Genomic DNA, 18,262 nt, shown 5'->3' with positions numbered 1-18,262 from the left:
CGTGGCGCCTTGCGCCACGTCCGGGTTATGAGCCGTGGGGAAGAAGTGCCGGCTCAGTACTTCTCAAGGACTTCGTTGACATTCATGATGATGTCACCCGCGGCGTCTTCGGCCGAGATCTCGCCATAGGCATATAGCTCCATGGTGTCCTTCAGAATCGAACGTACCTCGGGATGCTCGGCGAAGGCCGAGATTTCGGGGCCGGACGCGTCCAGGACCATGGTGTTGGCTTCGGTCTGAATCGGGACGATCTTGCCGTTATCGGCCAGTTGCTTGTGTGCCACCGAAGACGCTGGCAAGCCGCGCGCCGTCGCCATGGCGGCGATGCCTTCTGGCTCGTTGAGCAGGCAGTTCAGGACCGTTGCCGCCGCTTCCGTGTTGTCGGAGTTCGCCGAGATCGAGAAGACCATCGACGCCTTGCGATAGACGCCGTCATTGTCGGCACCATCTATGCCCAGCAGCCCGGCCGGCACCAACTCGCCCGCGGTGATCGGGTCGGAGTATTTGAAGTAAGTCGAGTCCCATACATAGGTACCGGCGATCTTGCCTGCGGCCCAGTTCGGGTTTTCGTGCAGCTTGATGTTCCCCGCGGCGGCGGCATCCTGCCAGGACGGGGTCACGCCCTTCTCGACCATCATCCCATAGGTCTCGATGGCAGCGACCAGTTCTTCCGCGGTGGGAGCCACGGTCATCGAAGCGTTGTCGACCAGCCCCTTGCCGGTGTTCTGCGCGACAATGTTCTGCATCCACTTGGAGACGTCCTCACCGACGAGATAGAGTGGGAAGTGGTCGTCACCCAGCTTCTTCTTCATCACCGCGGCCGACGCTACAAGTTCGTCCAGCGTTGTCGGCAAGGCGAGGCCGGCAGCTTCGAAAGTGTCCTTGTTGAACCAGTAGATCAGGCCAGTCTGAGAGGCCGGCAACCCGTTGAGTTTTCCGCCGAGGGTGGAGCTGTCTTTTGCAGCGTCGGACCAGCTCGACAGGTCGATGATCTCACTCAGTTCGTTCAGGTCGGCAAAGCCGGTGCCATCGGCGGAAAAAAGCGGTAGCCAGGGCCAGTTCACCTGCATGATGTCGGCCTCGGTGCCGCCGGCCATCCGGGTGGTGAGCTTTTCGAGGTGGCCCGACCAGCCGGTGAATTCCGGCTTGATCACGTGGCCATGCTTTTCGCCGCAGGCCTTGAGGCCGTCCTGGGTGGCCGTGTGGCGGCTGTCTCCGCCCCACCAACTCATCCGGAGTTCGGCTGCGTCGACGCTGAAGCCAATCAAGGCAAGTACGGTTGCAAGTGCTGTTGTCGAACGTTTCATCTATTTCCTCCCATAAGATGCAGACGTTGGTGAAGCTCACTCACCGAGCGAGGCATTGAGCCCGGTTTTCCGGTCGAATACATGGATGGAGCGCGCGATCGGGTGGAACGATAGCCTGTCGCCGGCTTTGGTCGCGCGGTCGAAATGGTCGGATGTCACGACGCAGATGAAGGAATTCCCTTCAATGTCGACATGCAGGTTCACCTCGTGCCCCATGAACTCCACGATCTTCACGACCCCCTCGAAGGCGTTTGGCGTGCCGGGTTCAACCAGTTCGAGATGCTGGGGCCGAATGCCGAAGGTGATGGCGCCGCCGGCATGGGTCAGTCGACGCGCCAGCTCCGGCTCGACGGCGATCACCTGATCGCCCATCCGGATCTTGCCGTCGTCTTCGAGCGACAGCGTGGCCGCCGCGAGATTCATTTCTGGCATGCCGATGAAGCCGCCGACAAAGGCGTTGGCCGGTTTCTGGTAAAGCGTCACCGGGTCGGCCACCTGCATGATGTTGCCGTCTTTCATTACGCAGATCCGGTCGCCCATGGTCATGGCTTCGACCTGATCGTGCGTGACATAGACCACCGTGGCGGAGCGACCTTCCTCCTTCAGGCGCTTGTGCAGATCGGTGATCCGAACACGCATCGAGGCGCGCAGCTTGGCGTCGAGATTGGAGAGCGGTTCGTCGAAGAGAAAGACCTCCGGCGACTTGATGAGCGCACGGCCGACGGCGACCCGCTGGGCCTGGCCGCCCGAAAGCTCCTTGGGAAGGCGGTCGAGCAGTTCCTCGATCTCCAACGTGTGGGACACCTCCGACGTGGCCCGGGCGATCTCGTCTTTGGGGCGGCGCTTCAGGCGCAGGCCAAAATCGAGGTTCCGCGTGACCTTCATATGTGGATAGAGAGCGTAGTTCTGGAAAACCATGGCGATGCCACGCTTGCCCGGGGCGAGATCGTTGACGATTGTGTCGCCGATCTTCACCTCGCCGCCGGTGATGGTCTCCAGCCCCGCGATCATCCTGAGCGTGGTGGATTTCGCACAGCCCGAGGGTCCGACCAGCACCATGAATTCACCGTCTTCGATGTCGAGGTCTATTCCATGCACGGCCTTGAAACCGTTGGGATATGTCTTGTCGACGCTTCTGAGTTGCAAACCAGCCATCAGCCCTTGACCCCTCCTGACGAGATGCCTTCGATGAAGTGTTTCTGTGCGATGAAGAAGACCATGAGCGCCGGCGTGATCGCCAGGACGGACATCGCGAGGATGCGGTTCCACTCGAAGGCTTCCGTGGTGTCGATCGAGAGTTTCAGCGCAAGGCTGATCGGATATTTTTCGACCGAGGAGATGTAGATCAGCGGCCCGAGGAAGTCGTTCATCGTCCACATGAACTGGAACAGGCAAACCGAGATGATCGCCGGTTTCAGGAGTGGGACGACGATGAAGATCAGGGTCTGCAACGTGTTCGCGCCGTCCACGCGCGCGGCCTCTTCCATGTCGCGCGGGATGGCGCGCAGGAACTGGACCAGCATGAAGACGAAGAAGGCGTCACCCGCCAGCGCCGAAGGCACCCAGAGCGGCAGGAAGCTGTCGAGCCAGCCGATATCGCGGAAGAGCAGGTATTGCGGAATGCGCGTTACGACGTTCGGCAGCAGCAGGATCGCGATCAGGGAGGCGAAGAGGATCTTCTTGCCAGGAAATTCGAAGCGGGCGAAGCCATAAGCCACCATGGTTGCCGAAATCGCGGTGAAGAGAACCTTCGGAACGACGATCATCAACGTGTTCCAGAAGAACCGCGCGAACGTATAGGGCGTCGAGGTCTTCCAGCCTTCGATATAGCCGTTGAGTGTTGGCTCTCGGGGGATGAAGCCGGGATTGGCAAAGATCTCCGAATTGGTCTTGAAGGAGGCCCCGATCAGCCAGATCAGCGGATAGAGCATGATCAGGCCGACGCCGGCGAGGATCACATAACGGATCACGGCCGAGATCTTCGCTCGGCGCAGCTGTCGAAGCTGGTGCTCGGTGAGGCCGGAGGCGGCGGCGGAGGTGGTTTCGGGAGTTGTCACGGTCATCGTTCAGCTCCTCTTGTCGCCGGCGTAGTAGACCCACTTCTTCGACGACCAGAAGGCGATGAGTGTCAGCACCATGACGATGGCAAAGAGCACCCAGGCAATGGCCGAGGCATAGCCCATGTCGAAGTTTCGGAACGCCTTGTCGTAGATATAGAGCGGTAGCAGGTAAGTTGATTTGAGCGGCCCGCCCTCGGTTATGATGTAGGGTCCGTTGAACTCCTGAAACGCCTGCACGGTCTGCATGATCAGATTGAAGAAGATCACCGGCGTGATCAGCGGCAGGGTGATGTGGCGGAAGACCTGCCACTGGCCCGCCCCGTCGATCCAAGCTGCCTCGTAGAGGGATTTGTCGATGCTCTGGAGCGCGGCAAGGAAGATCACCATCGCTGAGCCGAACTGCCAGCAGCGCAGCAGCGTGATGGTAAAAAGCGCGTTTGTCGGATCGCCGAACCAGTTGATCGCTTCGATGCCGAAGACGGCCAGCGCCATGTTGACGAGGCCGGTATCGGCGAAGATGTAGCGCCAGAGCACCGCGATGGCGATAGAACCGCCGAGGATGGAGGGCACGTAGTAAGCGGTGCGGAAGAAGTTGATGAACTTCAGCCGGTAGTTGAGGATCACCGCGATGAAGAGTGCGAAGGCGAGCTTCAGAGGTACGGTGGAAAAGACGTAGATCAGCGTGACCTTGAGCGACTTGTCGAAGGTGCGATCCCGGGTGAAGAGCTTTTCGTAGTTCTTGGTGCCGACCCATGTGGGTTCGGACATCAGCGAGTAGTCGGTGAAACTCAGGTAGAAGGAATAGAGAAACGGGAAGGCCGTGAAGATGAGCAGCCCCACGATGTAGGGCATCACATAGGCCAGACCCATGAACCGGCTTTCTCCCCCCATATCAGGCAGCCTCCGCTTTCAGGGTTTCGGGAAGCCAACGCGCGGTTGCGCTCAGCATGTCCTTGAACATCGCGTGTTTCGCGTCCTCGCCCAAGGCGCGAAGTGCGGGTTCGGAGGCAAAAAGCGGGAACAGCGCATCTGTCTGGTCGCCAAGAACCGCCTCGACCAATGCAGTTTGCCGGAGGGCATGATCGGCAGTGATGCGTGTCAGAGCCTCCGGAAGGCGGCCGGAATGGATGGGTTGGATTCCGAGACCGGAGAACAACGCATTCGTCTCGACAATCGTCCCGAGTGGAAGGCCGGCAAGTTGACCGTGGTTCGGCAGGTTGGCATTGCTGACATGCGGTTTCCCGGTCATCAGCCCCTCGATCTGATCAATCAGCGCCTCGCTGGAACGAGTGATTTGGGGCAGGGTGCCCTTGCCACTGGCCCAATCGGCCAGAAGGATCTCCCGCTGCGCCTTCTCCCGAATGCGAAAATCGACCGGTGTCAGCTCAAAGCCCCACTGGTCTGATGTTGTAAGGTAGACCTCCTGCGGCAGGAACTCGGCCAGGTGCCTGTCCCCAGCGGCCGCAGCAACTCCAAAGTGCCGCAGGAGGTCGAACTTCACCCGGTTGAAATCCTCGAATAGCCGCTGCTTCTCGTCGGCAGGGTCTATCGGGGTGTCGCGCCAACCGGCAAGCATGTGAGTTGTGGCCATCTCCCTGTAATCGGGAAGGAGATCCGTACCATGCAGGCTGATTGCGTCAACAAAGGTGAAGTGGTTGATCCCGAGTACGTTCACCTGAACATCCCGGTATGTGTAGCCAGCGCCCGGATGTCGCCGGTTTCCAAGCCAAGCGGCAATCGCGCGAAGCTTCGTGACTTCGTGGCATTCCCCCCAGGCGCGAATGCCCGGATGCACGGCGTAAAGGGTTCCGGTCAGCGCCGACATCGGATTGGTCAGATTGCAGACGAAGGCATCGGGCGCGTGCTCGCCAATTGCCGCAGCGATCTCGGCCACCATGGGAATGGCGCGCAACGCCCGCACAAACCCGCCCGGGCCGACCGTGTCACCGACCGACTGAATGATGCCATGACGCCGCGGGATGTCGATGTCGGCGGACATCGCTTCGAAGGGTCCGGGCAGGATGGAAATGACAACGACATCGGCGCCTTTGAGCGCCAGGCGAAGATCCGGTTCGGCCCGGTAGGCCATCGTCGCACCCGTCTCGGTGGCAAAACGGTTTCCGAGGCGGGCATTGCGCTCTGCGGCCGGTATGTCGATGTCGTATAGCCGAACTTCGCCAGACAAGCCCCCATGGGCCGCCAGGTCCGCCATGAGCGTTGGCGCCCAGTTCAGAGAGCCGCCACCGACATAGGCAATCGTGAGATCCGCTCGAGGCGCGGGAGATGTCGATTTATTGTCAAGTCCAGAAACGTGCATGTTTTTCCCGCGTCGCCACCAACCATCCGGCAGAATCCCTGAGTGTTCCTCGAGATTGGCGCAGTTTCCTCCCAAAAACAGCGTCTGTAGGAGGGGCATTGCCCACTCCAGTCCTGTAATGTCAGTATGTCCGGCAAGAACATTGGTGAGAATGAACGGACCTGCACAAAAGAATGGATAAAAGCGAACATGGCATTCTATCCGGGATTCCTCCCGACGCGTTGAGCGTTCACCTGACGCGATCAACGATCAAGATGCACCACGGTGCAGCTTGGCGGGTCGACAAATCCAACGAAGTTCATGACCTCGTCGTTTGCCTGACAGGCAACGCCGCTTACGAGATCGACGACGATTCGGTCGAGATCGGCCCGGGCGAGGCAATGCTCATTCCGGCCGAGGCCCGGTTCAGGGGACGCCGCATATCCGACAGTCGCTACACGGGAATTGCCCAACACTTCACCCTGAAGCTGTTCGGCAGCGCCGACCTGATCTCGCAAATGGATCTCCGCCACACGGCGCGCCTGTCAGATTGGCACTATCTTGAGCCGCTCGTGCAGCATTACAATGACACCGCCCCCGCGACCTCGACCACTCTCGCACAGCACCATGCCTTTATGGTCATTCTCACATCCTTCATCGGGGATGCCTTCCTGGGTTGGCGCCAGAGCGCCATGGCATCTGTGGAGAACCGGGACGCTCTCTCGTTGCACATCATGCTCCTGGCGGCACGAATTTCGGCAGACCCGATGAACGCCCAGGCAATTCAGGAGGCCAATGCCCGGGTGCCCTACAATCCCGAGTACTTCCGCCGTGCCTTCCGGGAGCGGTTCGGATTCACTCCGCAGAAATTCGTCGAGTTGAAGAAGATGGAGCGCGCGATCCACTACCTTGCCTTGGGACGGACCGTTCAGGAGACCGCAGCGGACCTTGGCTATAGAGATCCGTATTACTTTTCTCGAATGTTCAAGCGTTTCATTGGCGCAAGCCCTTCGTCCTACCGACTTCGCGCTGATGTCAGGCGTCTCAGACAGAATGAACGGTATTTCGAATTGATGGAGTAATCAATTCCTACGGAAGGGAGGAGAGGTGGTGGCGAGATTTCGGGCCAGTTTGGGGAACCCGATCGGACGGGTGCGGTTTGAGTGTTAGTGCATCACTGGGCCCAAGGGGTCAGTCCTGAAACGTCTCAGCTCAGGCAACCCGAAAGGATCTCCAATCAGAGCCACAGGCGAGCCGCTTGCGGAGTCGGCTCGGAACTGGACACAGAATGTCCAGCGCCTGGTTGTGCGCGTGGGGTGGAGGTCAGGCCAAAGGATCAGGCAAAGCGAAGAGCCTTGGAGAGAACAAAAGACGGTGCCGTGAACCGGTATGGCATCCGACGAACGTTCGGGGATTTCCCCGACGAGTATGCATCTGACGGCGACATCTCCGCAGTCATGGGGCACTTCGAGATCAACGGCAGAACCCGCCGCCGACTGTTCGAAGATGGCTCTCCGACAACTGAGACATACAAGAAGAGAAAACTGGCTCCAGTCCGCCGGAGCGGTGACAGTCTGGAGGAGGAATGGTGGCGCCAGATCCAGAAAAACCTCGTTCGACCCCGGTTTGAAGTGAAGTCACTGATGTGGGCAGATGCATGCTTCCAGCATTCTTCAATAAAACATGGCGCATCAGTATCAAAGACAGCCATGTCCATGATGTCCAAGTTACCCGCGAGAGCCCGAATTATCGTTTGGGGTGAATGGGTTGATGGGTGTGGTCGTTCCACCCTCGCGACATGCATATCCTTTTTGTGGAGAAAGTCGGTTGCAACGGCCTTCTTCACGCAGGGTTGATGGATTGCGTGGGGATGTCAGTTGTCTGATATCCCTGCTTTTCGGTTGTCTTCAAATTCAAAGGTCTGGCCGTCCCGGCAATCCGCTACTCGCTCGATGAGGCTGCGCCAGTTTTCGGGCTCTCGGCTCGTGAAGAGCCTAATGGACTGTGTGTTTGCTTCATGGTTTTGGCCGCCAGTGCAGGTGGAAAAGGACCTGAAACTCCTGAATTCCGCGGCTTCAAGCGCGGCGCCATTCTCGGCCACGAACCGCTCGAACTTGTTCTGGCGACCGAAGGTCTTAAGAAAAAACCATGTTCCCGGGGCGTCGTAGTCCAGCCAGAACGCGAACATCATGTCGCCGTCGACCTCGTCGACTTCGAGCCGTTCGACCTCTGACAGGTCGATGGATGTGCGAATGACTCGGTCGCCTTCGCCCTGATCCCGTGCGGCACAATATCCAACGTTGGTGACCACTTTTTGAAATTCGCAATCATCCACGTCGTAGGAGATTTTTGTTTTGCCATGCGCCGGCAAGATCGTTGCTTCAGTGAACGCGTCTGAAAGAGACGGTTCTTGTGCGGCTGCAGGAGTTGCGAGGAAGCAGGCAAGAGTGCAAAACAGAGTGTTTCTCATGCTTTCGGTTCTCCTGGGGGAGATGCTGTTTATGCTCGTAAAAGGGGGCGGGCGGTTGGTTTCCTCCGCGCGATAGAATGGCAAAGTAGCACAGTGAGGGCATACAACGAGTATTGCGCACCGTTTTGCAGAATCACTGAAGCAAGCTTACGCAGGAAATTCGGATTGTTAAATAATTTTAGTAATTTATGGCGAAAGCATTGCCATGTCCATAGCGTGCAAATCACGCGCGAAAGCCCGAATGTACGCCTTGGGCAATCAAGCAGTTGGGGCGCCATGATATTCTGAAGCGCCTTCGGACAGGGTCGGATCAGACCAAAGGCAATCCCGGAACTGGACATTGCTTCAAAAGCGCCTCCGACGCAAAAAGGGAGAGTTCGGTCACGGTTGAAGCATCCCTCAGGAGCGGTTGGGCGTCCGGAACCGGCCTGTCTCGCCCCTCATCGCTCGAAGAACCGACCCGAATTCATGCGACTCCTGGACCGGTGGCTGACAGATGCGCGGCTCGCGCGAACACCGCTCGCGATGCCGCTTCGCCTCAGACCATGTCGCGCGGGATGTCCTCGGCCCAGTTCCGCTCTGCAACAAGCCCCTCCGCATCCCGTGCCACCAGGTTCGCCTCGATACGCCAGACGTCCCGAGAGGCCGTCACGGTGACTGTCGTTTCCAGCTCGGCCAACCAGTCGCCACGGGCGTAGCTCTGTCGCCAGCGGCTGGTGCCGGTGGCGGAATTGGGGTCGTCCGGGTGAATGCGGAAACTGTCGGTATTGGTCGATTGCAGCGTGAGGCCCGTATGCGGATGGGTTTCCAGTCCGGTATCGCTCTCCCGCTCATTGGTCTCGATTCCGGTAAGCATGTCGATATGCCGGTCGCGCCGATAGAAACCGTCGCCATGTGTTGTGCTGACCAGCGGCTCGGCGCTTTCAGACGGCTGGAAGGGGAGGAGATCGGCATCCATGGCGCGGGGCGGACGGAGAGGCAGCACGATCCGGGCGCTTCCGGGGTGGATCACCAGATCCGCGGGCTGCCGGGACGGCCAGATGACCGGCCAGTAGGCGCTGGAGAGGGCGAGGCGGATCCTGTGTCCGCGCGGGATGTGCTGTCCACAGACATTGAGGTGGACCGCCACGGGCTCGGCGTTGCCGGCGGGCATCGGTTCCGGTGCGGCATGGCTCTTTCGGTGGTTCAGGTTGAGCACGCCGTAGCTCAGAAGCGTGGCCCGTCCGTCCGGCGCGACGAGCGAAAGGGTCACGGCGAGATTGGCCTGTGGCGTGGCGCTGGTGATCTCTGCCTCGAAGACGGGGAAGCCGAGCAGCTCCATTTCCTCTTTCATAGGCGGGGTTTCAAACGCGGTCATCAGCCCGGCCTCGCCGGTCTGGTCCAGCGCGCGGTCGGGCACGGCGCCATAGCCGCACCATGTGCCGGCGGTCCAGCCTGCCGTTTCCGGTGAAGCGACGGGAATGGGGTCGGTGCCGGGGGTGTCCGCTAGGGCCCCCTCGGAGAGGTAAAGCATGCGGCTGTCCCGCGCCGCACCGCTCCAGCCGGGTTCGGCCACCCAGCGGCCCTGCCGGTCGGAATAGTCGCCATCCGGCGCAAAGGGCTCGTTGATCCAGGCGCGCAGCATCGGCTCGTCCATGATGCCGGTCTCGATCCCTTTCAGATGCTGGTCCCACCAGCGCAAGCATTCCTGCAGGAAGCCGATCCGCGGCGCGGGCCTGGCGAAATGCGGATATTTATGCCCCCATGGACCAACCAGCCCCTTGCGCGGGCCGGGCAGGTTCTCCAGCAGGCGGAAAATGGCGTTGGGATAGCCGTCCTCCCAGCCGCCCACCGCATAGATCGGGATCTCGATATCGGAATAATCCTCGCAGACCGATCCATGCGCATAGAAATCGTCGCGCCGTTGGTGTCGGAACCAGTCCAGCATCCAGAGCCCGTTCTGCTCGATCCGTTCCAACCACATCTCGCGCCAGCGCGGGCCGACAATGGCCGGATCGGGCGGAGTGTTGGCGATGTTGAAGGCCGTGCCGCCCCAGGCGAGCTTGTCCGTCAGCAGGCAGCCGCCCATGAAATGGATGTCGTCGGCATAACGGTCATCGGTCGAGCAAAGCGTGATCACGGCCGCCAGCGCCGGCGGGCGACGCGCGGCGAGCTGCAACCCGTTGAACCCGCCCCAGCTGATCCCGATCATGCCGACCTTGCCCGAGCACCAGGGCTGCGCGGCGAGCCAGTCGATCACGGCGAGACAATCCACCTGCTCCTGCAGGAGATATTCGCCAAGGCAGACGCCCTCGCTATCGCCGGTCCCGCGCATGTCCACACGCACCCCGGCATAGCCGTGGCCTGCGAAATAAGGATGGGTGAGCTGGTCGCGCGCGACCGTTCCGTCGCGCTTGCGATAGGGCAGGTATTCGAGGATGGCGGGCACCGGGTCCGCCTCGGCATCCTCGGGCAGCCAGATCCGCGCGGCGAGCTTTGTGCCGTCCGGCATCGGGATCCAGCAATTCTCGATCTCCCGTGTCTTGCGGGGAAAATCGGTTCGGACATGGATCTCGGACATTGGCTTTACATCCCGTTGCGCGGGATCACGTGATCCCAGTCGACATGGTGAAACTCTTCTTCGCCATCACGGCAAGTGACCGAGGCGCGCAGGTGAAACTCGGTGGCGCTGGCGGTCATCTCGGCACTGGTCCGGATGGTGACGTCCCAATCCTCGCGGCGAAAGCGGGAGTCCTGTACCATACTGGCGCGGGCGGAGAGCGGGTCCTCGGGGTGAATGCTGTAGATCCGGTCCGAGATATCGCCCATCTCCGTGCCGGTCTCCAGCAGCCGCGAGCGACCGACGGGGCCGAAAACGCCGCCATCGATAAAGACGCGCGAGACGATCTCGCCACTCACAAGGTCGCGCGACACCGTCCGTTCCATGCTGCCTTCATGGGTCTGAATCGAGGCTGGCTTCCGGTCCGACGGTGCGGGTTCTGCGGGCGGGCAGGGCACTTCATTGCCCGTCTCGCGCACGGGCAGGGCGAGGCGGCACGTGCCGGCGGCGAGCGTCAGCGTCACCGGTTCCGGGGCAGGCCAGAGGATCGGCCAGTAGGTGGAGGCAAGCTGCACCATCAGCCGGTGTCCCGGTGCGAGACGGTAGCCGATGGCATGCAGCGGAACGGTGATCTCCATCTCCTCGCCCGGGCAAACCGGGTCTGCGGAGCCGGGGCCATTGCGATGCATCAGGTTGGCGAAGCCGCGGGTGATCAGGGTCTGCGCGCCGTCCGGCGCCTCGTCGACCAGCAGAGCCGCAACGATGCCTTGCGGGCGATCCGCGGCCAGCCGCAGGGTGAGTGCGGGCTGGCCGAGAATGTCGAGCCGCTCGGCGGCAGGCGCGGTCCGGAAACAAAGCGCGCCGCCGGCATCGATCCGGCAATCGCCGGGCATGTCGCCGGGGATGGCGAAGGAGCACATGTCACCGCCGGAGGCGCCGAAGCCTTGCGGAGAGCAGATCGACAGCACCGGGCCGGGTTGGGGCGCGGCATCCATCGTGCCGTCATTGAGCCAGAAGGCCTGCTCGGAAACGTTCGGCGAGGGCCAGCCCGGCTCGCCGACCCAGTCGCCCGCGCGCATGGCCTGATCGCTAACGGGCGGGGCGGAGTCCATGAGGTAGAAGCGCAGCGGCGGCTCCTCCATCAGCCCGGTATCGATCCCCTTGAGCCAGTGGTCCCAGAAGCGCGTCACCTCGCCGAGGAAATCCGCGCGCGGCCCGGGCGCGCCTTCATGCGGATAGAGATGCGCCCAGGGGCCCATCATGACCTTGACCGGCCCCTTGAGGTTTCGGGCGATCCGGAAGGGCGTGTCGCGATAGAGATCGGACCAACCGCCGAAATAATAGACCGGGATCTCGACATCGTCGTAATTCTGCGAGATCGAGCCGCGCCGCCACATCTCGTCCTTGGTCTGGTGGTCGAGCCATTGCGCGGGCCAGAAGCTCATCGAGTCCAGCCGCTCCTTCCACATCTCGCGCCAGCGCTCCCCGACAATGGCCGGGTCCGGCGGGGCGGCGTTGAAGAGCTGCATGATGCTGCCCCACCAGAAATTGTCGCTGGCCAGCGCGCCACCATAGAAGTGGATATCTTCCAGCCAGCGGTCATCGGTGCCCATGACCGGCGCGATGGCTTTCAGCGCAGGCGGCCGCTTGGCGGCGACCTGAAAGGAGTTATAGGCGCCCCAGGATTTGCCGAACATGCCGACATTGCCGTCGCACCAGGGCTGCTCGGCGATCCAGGCAATGACGTCGACGCCGTCCTGGGTCTCGATCTCCGCATATTCGTCCAGCATCACGCCGTCGCTGTCGCCGGCGCCGCGCTGGTCCACGCGGATCGCGCCGTAGCCATGGGCGGCGAAATGCGGATGCATGCTCTCGTCGCGCATCCGGGTCCGGTCACGGCGGCGATAGGGGATATATTCCAGGATGCAGGGCACTGGCGCAGAGCGTGCACCCTCGGGAAGCCAGAGTCGGGCGGCCAGCCGGGTGCCATCCGGCATCGGAATCCAGACGGTCTCGATCACCTCCATCAGGCGGTCCTTTCTTTCGCGGGCGGCGTCGCGCCGGGCGCGAGCGGGAAATGGCAGGCAACCCGTCGGCTGCCCTGGTCTACGATCTCGGGCGCGTCGCTCTGGCAGCGTGGCTGTGCCCAGGGGCATCTTGTGTGGAACTCGCAGCCCGACGGGCGGGCCAGCAGCGAGGGCACCTCGGCGGGCAGGGCAATGCGGTCCTGCGCCTTGTCCGGGTCGGGTTCCGGATTGGCCGAGAGCAGGGCGGCTGTGTAGGGATGGGCGGGGGCGCGGAAGATCTCCTCCGTCGGCCCGCTCTCCACGAAGCGGCCGAGATACATCACCGCCATCCGGTCGGCCACGTGATGCACGACATGCAGGTTATGGGTGATGATCAGCATCGCCACGCCGAGCCGTTCGCGCAGGTCATTGAGCAGGTTCAGCACCTCGCCCTGCACCGAGACATCGAGCCCGGCGGTGGGCTCGTCGGCGATGATCAGCGCGGGGTTCAGCGCGATGGTCCGCGCCACGCCGACGCGGCGCGCCTGACCGCCCGAGAGCTGGTGCGGGAAGCGGGCGGCGAAATCCGCCGTCAGCCCGACAAGCGCCAGCAGCCGCTCGGTCTCGGCCTTGTAGTCGACCTTTTCGCCATGGATGCGGAACGGCTCGGTCACAAGATCTCCCACCGTCATGCGCGGCGAGAGCGAGCCGATCGGGTCCTGGAACATCATCGCCATGCGTCGACGTACCTGTTTCATCGCCGCCCTGTCGAGCCTGTCGATCCGGACGCCCTCGAAACTCACCGTCCCTGCGGAGGTCTCCTGAAGGTGGTTGACCGCGCGCGCCAGCGTGGTCTTGCCCGACCCGCTTTCGCCGACCAGGGCGAAAGTCTCGCCGGGATGGATCTCGAGGCTTACACCGGCGACGCCAAGCACGTCGCGGCGGTTTAGAAAACCGCCGGTGCGAAAGGCGACCTCAAGGTCGCGGACGTCGAGGATCGCGCTCATGTCGCCTCCGCAAGAACACATCGGACAAAATGCCCGTCGCCAAGGGCAAAATCGGGCGGCGGGGCGGCGCAGGCTTCCGCGCGCTGATCGCAGCGGCTGGCAAAGATACAGCCGGCGGGGCGCTGGCGTAGGTCCGGGATCTCGCCCGGGATGGTCGGCAGTTCGCGCTTGCGTTCGGTCTGGCGCGCCGGGTCGCACTCGAGCAGCCGGGCCGTGTAGGGATGGGTCGGGGCGTTGAAGACCTGCCGCGTGGTGCCGCGTTCGACGACCTCGCCGGCATACATCACCACGACATCGTCGCAGAGCTCCGCGATCACCCCGAGATGGTGCGAGATGAACAGCACCGAACAGCCGATCTGCTGCTGCAGGTCGCGCAGAAGCTCGATCGTGGCCACTTCCAGCGTCGCGTCCAGCGCCGTGGTGGGCTCGTCGGCGATCAGCAGTGCCGGCTTCATCATCAGCGCCATGGCGATGGCGATGCGCTGTTTCATGCCGCCGGAGAACTGGTGCGGGTAGCGCTTGAGCGCCGCCTCCGCGTCCGGGATGCGGACAAGGCGCAGCATCTCGACGGAATGGGCATCCTTTTCGGCGCGAGTGAGCTTGCTGCGATACTGGATATTGCGCATCTGTCGGCCAACCGAGAGGACCGGGTTCAGCGCTCCCATCGGGTCCTGAAACACGGTCGAAATACGCTGGCCGCGCAGGGCTTGCATCTCGGTGGCAGAGAGCGTCGTCAGTTCGGCCTCCTCGAAGCCGATGCTGCCGGAGCAGATCCGGCCATTATCGGCCAACAGCCCGAGGATGGCGTTGATCAGCGTGGACTTTCCACAGCCGGATTCCCCGACAATGCCGACAATGCGCTGCTCGGGCACCTCAAAGGAGACATCCTTGAGCGCAAGCAATTCGCCATCTTCGGTCGAGAAGCTGACATTCAGGTCCTGGATCACAAGTACGGTCATCCGCGCCTCTTCAGCCGTGGGTCGAAGACATCGCGCAGCGTCTCGCCGAGGAAGGTGAAGCCGAGCGTGGTCAGGATGATCGGCAGCCCCCCGGCGACGGCGATCCAGGGCGTGTCGCGAATGGCGGTGAAACCGTCATTCAGGATCGCGCCCCAGGACGGTGTCGGCGGGCGAACGCCGAGGCCGAGAAAGCTCATCCCCGCCTCGATGGCGATCACCACGGGAATGTCCATCGAGGCTAGGATCAGCAAGGGGCCGATCACGTTCGGCATGATATGAAAGCGCAGGATGCGGGCGGTGCTGGCGCCCATGCTCTGCGCGGCGGTGACAAACTCGGCGGCCTTCAGCGTCAGCGTCTGGGTGCGGATGATGCGGGCATAGCCGGGGATGTTGACCAGAACGACGACGATGACGACGGAGGTCAGCGAGGGGCCGAAGAGCGTCACCAGAGCCAGCGCCAGCATGACCGTCGGAAAGCTCTTGATGGAGTCGAACAGGAGCAACATCAAATTGTCCAGCCAACGTGGCCCATAGCCGGCGATCAGGCCGAGCATGATGCCGACGACAAGCGAAACGGCGGTAGAGAACTGCGCCACCGAGAGCGCGATCCGCCCTCCATGCAGCACGCGGGAGAAGAGGTCGCGCCCGAGCTGGTCGGTGCCGAGGAGATGCTCGGCGGAGGGCGGCAGGAAACGGTCGCGCGGTGAAATGCGGGTGGGATCGAAAGCGGAGAGCTGGTCGGCGAAGATCGCGCCCCCCACCATCAGCACCACAAGCGCGATGCCGAAGGCCCCGAGCGGCTCGCTCAGGATCCGCCGGAGGGAGCGCATCCAGCTGCGCCTGGTCTCAGAATCGGCTGCGAACACGGGGATCCAGGGCTCCTACGATCAGGTCTGCGACGAGGTTGAAGAGGACGAACAGCACGGTCGTGACCAGCACGGCGCCGGTCACCAGCGGGTAGTTGCGGGTCAGGATGGCGTCATAGACGAGCTTGCCGACACCCGGGCGGGCAAAGACGATCTCGGCGAAGACGGCCGAGGAGACCATCTGTCCGATGCCGATCCCGAGCAGCGTCACGGTGGGCAGGATGGCGATGGTCAGCGCGTAGCGATAGGTGATCATGCGTTCGGGCAGGCCGAAGGCGCGCGCTGTCCGAATATGCTGGGCCTCCAGCACTTCGAGCATCGAGGCGCGCACCATCCGGGCGAGATAGCCGACCCAGCCGATCCCGACCGCGAGCGAGGGCAGGATAAGGTGCAAAAGCTGGTCGCCAAGATCGCCGGGCTCGCCGGCGCCGATGGCCGGAAGCCAGTGCAGCGTGACCGCGAAGATCAGCAGCGCGTAGATCGCCACGACGAAGGAGGGCACGGCGATCACCGCCACCGAGATCACGCCGACGATCCGGTCGGCGAGGCTGCCGCGCTTGACCGCTGCCCAGCAGCCCAGCGGGATGCCGATGGCAACGGACCAGCTCAACCCGCCGGCGATCAGCGCCAGCGTGTAGGGGAGCTGTTCCATCACGACGGTGGAAACCGGGCGGTCGGACAGGACCTCGCGGCCCAGATCGCCCTGCCAGGCGCTGGTGAAGAAGTTCCAGAACTGGATCCAGACCGGCTGGTCCAGCCCCATCTTGATCTTGAGCGCCTCGCGCATCTCCTCGGTGGCGCGCGGCCCGAGGGCGACAGCGGCCGGATCGCCGGGGATCAGGTAGATCATGCAGAAGAGCATCAACATGGCCACCGAGACGATGACCACGGCGAGCCCGAGGCGTTTTAGGGAGTAACTGAGCATGGGTATCGAGCGGCCTTTTCAGGCCGCCCGTCTCGGGTCAGGCAGGTTTGAATTCGGTAAACAGGGATTCCCCATTTGGCTTCAGCCCCGGCTGGATGTCCTCGCGATGGATCGCGCCGACGACCTCATGGGTGAGGAAGACATATTGCCCGCTCTCATCCATCAGCGCCTGCATCTTCTTGTAGATCTCGTCGCGCTTGGCGAAGTCGCCCTCGACAAGGCCCTGCTCGTGCAGCGCCTTGAATTCCGGGCTGTCGAACCGCTCCCAGTTCCAGACGCCGACCTGTTCCGGTGTGAACCAGACGGTGGCCCAGGACGGGTCGGGCTGCATGGAGAAGCGCCCGAGGATGAGCTGCAGCTTGTTCCAGTAGTCGTCATCCTTGGAGCCAAGGCTCCAGAAGGTGCCGGAATCGTTCTGCTTGATTTCACAGTTGATGCCGATATCAGCGAGATTGGCCTGGATGACCTGTGCTGCCGTGAGGCGTTCGGACTGGTTGAGGATGTCCAGCGTCACGGTGAGGTTGCTCGCACCTTCCTGCTCCAGCAGCGCACGGGCCTTGTCGGGGTCGTAATCATAGGTCACGGCATCGCGGTTGCCCGGCATGCCCGGCCCGATGATCCCGTTGCCCACACTCGCGGCGCCGTAATAGGCGGCATCCACCACCAGCTCCCGGTCGACAGCGTGCTGAATGGCGCGGCGGATATTGGGGTTGGTGAAAGGCTCGGCATCCTTGTTGATGCCCATCCAGACATAGGCCAGCGAGGGCTTCTCCAGCACGACGGAGCCTGCCGGTGCGCTTTCCTTGAGGCGCGGCAGCGAGGAGACGGAGGTCCAGGTGTAGTCCAGATCGCCCGCCTCAAAGCCGCGCTCGGCGGTGGCCGGGTCCTCGATCGGGATGATGTGGATCTCCTCAAACCCACCGGGCTCATGCGCCCAGTCGGGGTTGCGGGTCAGGATCGTCTTCTGCTTGGGCTGCCAGTCGGTCAGCAGGTACTGGCCGGATTGCGCCACCGGCTTGGTGGTGATCTTCTCGCCCAGCTCCTCCATCGCTTTCCTGGAGAGGATGCAGGAGGCCGGCGTCGGCAGAGTGGTGGCCCAGAGCGGCACGAACTTGTTCTTGAGGTGGATCAGGCCGGAGAGTTTATCCTTGACCTCGACCTCCTTGAGCGCGCCCCAGTCGCCGGCATACGGGCTCTCATTGGCCGGATCGGCAATGCGCTCGATGGAGAATTTCACGTCTTCGGCGGTCATCTGGCCATAACCATCCGTGAAGCCGATATTGTCCTTGAGCTTGAAAGCGACGGTCAGGTCGTCGAGCTGCTCGATCATGTCGACCGCGATCGGCTTCCAGTCCCAGACATCGCCCGGCTTCGGCGCGGTGAGCGGCGCGAAGATCGCAAGGCAAATGTCGAGCTCCGGTTGGGCGAGGCGATAGGCGGGGTCGAGGATCTGCAGGTCGGAATAGCTGCGCACCGTCAGCACCTTGCCGTCCTGCGAGATCGCCATGCGCGGCGCGGCCATGGTTGCGGCTCCGAAGGCGCCTGCCGCGGCGATGAAAGATCGCCGGGAAAGTCCGTTTCTGGAATGCTGGGTCATGGGGGTGGCGCTCCTCTGGTCAGGTCCTGTCGGTTTTGCGCCTAACCCTTGATCCGCATCTGGGCGGAATGAAAAGGGGCCGAAGGCGCATCTCTCCGAATAGAGCGCGGCGCCGACAATCTAGGCGGATTGTCGGTTATATGCACTGAAAATACACAATTGGCAAACCGGTCGGGGCGGCCGCCCAATCTCTGAAGAATTCCATCTAAGGATATATTTTAAGATGATTC

At 62.3% G+C, this 18,262-nt stretch carries 14 protein-coding genes; 1 reads left to right on the top strand and 13 read right to left on the bottom strand.

From position 1 onward, the window contains the following. Nucleotides 1-53: 53 nt before the first annotated feature. The 5 genes from R3X27_RS19360 to R3X27_RS19340 are packed head-to-tail and all read right to left on the bottom strand — an operon-like array spanning nucleotide 54 to nucleotide 5,684. Nucleotides 54-1,307, bottom strand: coding sequence for an ABC transporter substrate-binding protein (locus R3X27_RS19360; RefSeq protein ID WP_317710535.1), 1,254 nt, complete (start codon nucleotides 1,305-1,307; stop codon nucleotides 54-56). 36 nt (nucleotides 1,308-1,343) lie between these two features. Beyond that, the gene (locus tag R3X27_RS19355) at nucleotides 1,344-2,462 is read right to left on the bottom strand and encodes a sn-glycerol-3-phosphate ABC transporter ATP-binding protein UgpC (protein WP_317710534.1); all 1,119 of its coding nucleotides are present in this window, start codon (nucleotides 2,460-2,462) and stop codon (nucleotides 1,344-1,346) included. Then, complete coding sequence (locus R3X27_RS19350; protein WP_317710533.1) at nucleotides 2,462-3,370, bottom strand: carbohydrate ABC transporter permease; 909 nt, start codon at nucleotides 3,368-3,370, stop codon at nucleotides 2,462-2,464. Before R3X27_RS19350 ends, R3X27_RS19355 begins: the two co-directional genes overlap by 1 nt. 3 nt (nucleotides 3,371-3,373) lie before the next feature. Next, nucleotides 3,374-4,258 carry a sugar ABC transporter permease gene (locus R3X27_RS19345; RefSeq protein WP_317710532.1) on the bottom strand — a complete coding sequence of 295 codons (885 nt, stop codon included), beginning with the start codon at nucleotides 4,256-4,258 and terminating at the stop codon, nucleotides 3,374-3,376. 1 nt (nucleotide 4,259) lies between these two features. Next, nucleotides 4,260-5,684 carry an alpha-galactosidase gene (locus R3X27_RS19340; protein WP_317710531.1) on the bottom strand — a complete coding sequence of 475 codons (1,425 nt, stop codon included), beginning with the start codon at nucleotides 5,682-5,684 and terminating at the stop codon, nucleotides 4,260-4,262. A 173-nt stretch (nucleotides 5,685-5,857) separates the two neighbouring features. Here R3X27_RS19340 and R3X27_RS19335 point away from each other — a divergent pair, with 173 nt between their 5' ends. Continuing rightward, entirely contained in the window at nucleotides 5,858-6,745 is an 888-nt protein-coding gene (locus R3X27_RS19335) for a helix-turn-helix domain-containing protein (RefSeq protein ID WP_317710530.1), read from the top strand. A 791-nt stretch (nucleotides 6,746-7,536) separates the two neighbouring features. On the opposite strand, the gene R3X27_RS19330 is transcribed toward R3X27_RS19335, so the two are convergent. From R3X27_RS19330 to R3X27_RS19295, 8 genes are all read right to left on the bottom strand, one after another. Then, on the bottom strand, nucleotides 7,537-8,133 hold the full coding sequence (locus tag R3X27_RS19330; RefSeq protein ID WP_317710529.1) for a hypothetical protein: 597 nt from the start codon (nucleotides 8,131-8,133) through the stop codon (nucleotides 7,537-7,539). A 538-nt stretch (nucleotides 8,134-8,671) separates the two neighbouring features. Further along, nucleotides 8,672-10,693: a CocE/NonD family hydrolase gene (locus R3X27_RS19325; RefSeq protein WP_317710528.1), complete on the bottom strand. Its 2,022-nt coding sequence runs from the start codon at nucleotides 10,691-10,693 to the stop codon at nucleotides 8,672-8,674. A gap of 5 nt (nucleotides 10,694-10,698) precedes the next feature. Next, nucleotides 10,699-12,699 carry a CocE/NonD family hydrolase gene (locus R3X27_RS19320; protein ID WP_317710527.1) on the bottom strand — a complete coding sequence of 667 codons (2,001 nt, stop codon included), beginning with the start codon at nucleotides 12,697-12,699 and terminating at the stop codon, nucleotides 10,699-10,701. After that, on the bottom strand, nucleotides 12,699-13,685 hold the full coding sequence (locus tag R3X27_RS19315) for an ABC transporter ATP-binding protein (protein ID WP_317710526.1): 987 nt from the start codon (nucleotides 13,683-13,685) through the stop codon (nucleotides 12,699-12,701). The genes R3X27_RS19320 and R3X27_RS19315 overlap by 1 nt, the downstream gene beginning before the upstream one ends. Continuing rightward, a complete protein-coding gene (locus tag R3X27_RS19310; protein WP_317710525.1) occupies nucleotides 13,682-14,644 on the bottom strand; it encodes an ABC transporter ATP-binding protein in 963 nt (320 codons plus the stop codon). The genes R3X27_RS19315 and R3X27_RS19310 overlap by 4 nt, the downstream gene beginning before the upstream one ends. Continuing rightward, on the bottom strand, nucleotides 14,641-15,474 hold the full coding sequence (locus tag R3X27_RS19305; RefSeq protein WP_317710524.1) for an ABC transporter permease: 834 nt from the start codon (nucleotides 15,472-15,474) through the stop codon (nucleotides 14,641-14,643). Before R3X27_RS19305 ends, R3X27_RS19310 begins: the two co-directional genes overlap by 4 nt. Before the next feature lie 16 nt (nucleotides 15,475-15,490). Further along, on the bottom strand, nucleotides 15,491-16,435 hold the full coding sequence (locus R3X27_RS19300) for an ABC transporter permease (RefSeq protein WP_317710523.1): 945 nt from the start codon (nucleotides 16,433-16,435) through the stop codon (nucleotides 15,491-15,493). A 37-nt stretch (nucleotides 16,436-16,472) separates the two neighbouring features. Beyond that, on the bottom strand, nucleotides 16,473-18,032 hold the full coding sequence (locus R3X27_RS19295; RefSeq protein ID WP_317710522.1) for an ABC transporter substrate-binding protein: 1,560 nt from the start codon (nucleotides 18,030-18,032) through the stop codon (nucleotides 16,473-16,475). Nucleotides 18,033-18,262 lie beyond the last annotated feature (230 nt).

This window comes from Tropicimonas sp. TH_r6, from assembly GCF_033101155.1.
Classification (GTDB): domain Bacteria; phylum Pseudomonadota; class Alphaproteobacteria; order Rhodobacterales; family Rhodobacteraceae; genus Tropicimonas.
The sequence above is the reverse complement of the archived record's forward strand: the minus strand, read 5'-3'. Positions and strand labels throughout refer to the sequence as shown.

Excerpts from the sequence above, each read along its gene's own strand:
- R3X27_RS19350 (WP_317710533.1), bottom strand. The coding sequence starts at position 3,370 with ATGACCGTGACAACTCCCGAAACCACCTCCGCCGCCGCCTCCGGCCTC.
- R3X27_RS19355 (WP_317710534.1), bottom strand. The coding sequence starts at position 2,462 with ATGGCTGGTTTGCAACTCAGAAGCGTCGACAAGACATATCCCAACGGT.
- R3X27_RS19320 (WP_317710527.1), bottom strand. The coding sequence starts at position 12,699 with ATGGAGGTGATCGAGACCGTCTGGATTCCGATGCCGGATGGCACCCGG.
- R3X27_RS19335 (WP_317710530.1), top strand. The coding sequence starts at position 5,858 with ATGGATAAAAGCGAACATGGCATTCTATCCGGGATTCCTCCCGACGCG.
- R3X27_RS19340 (WP_317710531.1), bottom strand. The coding sequence starts at position 5,684 with ATGCACGTTTCTGGACTTGACAATAAATCGACATCTCCCGCGCCTCGA.
- R3X27_RS19310 (WP_317710525.1), bottom strand. The coding sequence starts at position 14,644 with ATGACCGTACTTGTGATCCAGGACCTGAATGTCAGCTTCTCGACCGAA.
- R3X27_RS19305 (WP_317710524.1), bottom strand. The coding sequence starts at position 15,474 with ATGCGCTCCCTCCGGCGGATCCTGAGCGAGCCGCTCGGGGCCTTCGGC.
- R3X27_RS19325 (WP_317710528.1), bottom strand. The coding sequence starts at position 10,693 with ATGTCCGAGATCCATGTCCGAACCGATTTTCCCCGCAAGACACGGGAG.
- R3X27_RS19360 (WP_317710535.1), bottom strand. The coding sequence starts at position 1,307 with ATGAAACGTTCGACAACAGCACTTGCAACCGTACTTGCCTTGATTGGC.
- R3X27_RS19300 (WP_317710523.1), bottom strand. The coding sequence starts at position 16,435 with ATGCTCAGTTACTCCCTAAAACGCCTCGGGCTCGCCGTGGTCATCGTC.
- R3X27_RS19345 (WP_317710532.1), bottom strand. The coding sequence starts at position 4,258 with ATGGGGGGAGAAAGCCGGTTCATGGGTCTGGCCTATGTGATGCCCTAC.
- R3X27_RS19330 (WP_317710529.1), bottom strand. The coding sequence starts at position 8,133 with ATGAGAAACACTCTGTTTTGCACTCTTGCCTGCTTCCTCGCAACTCCT.
- R3X27_RS19315 (WP_317710526.1), bottom strand. The coding sequence starts at position 13,685 with ATGAGCGCGATCCTCGACGTCCGCGACCTTGAGGTCGCCTTTCGCACC.
- R3X27_RS19295 (WP_317710522.1), bottom strand. The coding sequence starts at position 18,032 with ATGACCCAGCATTCCAGAAACGGACTTTCCCGGCGATCTTTCATCGCC.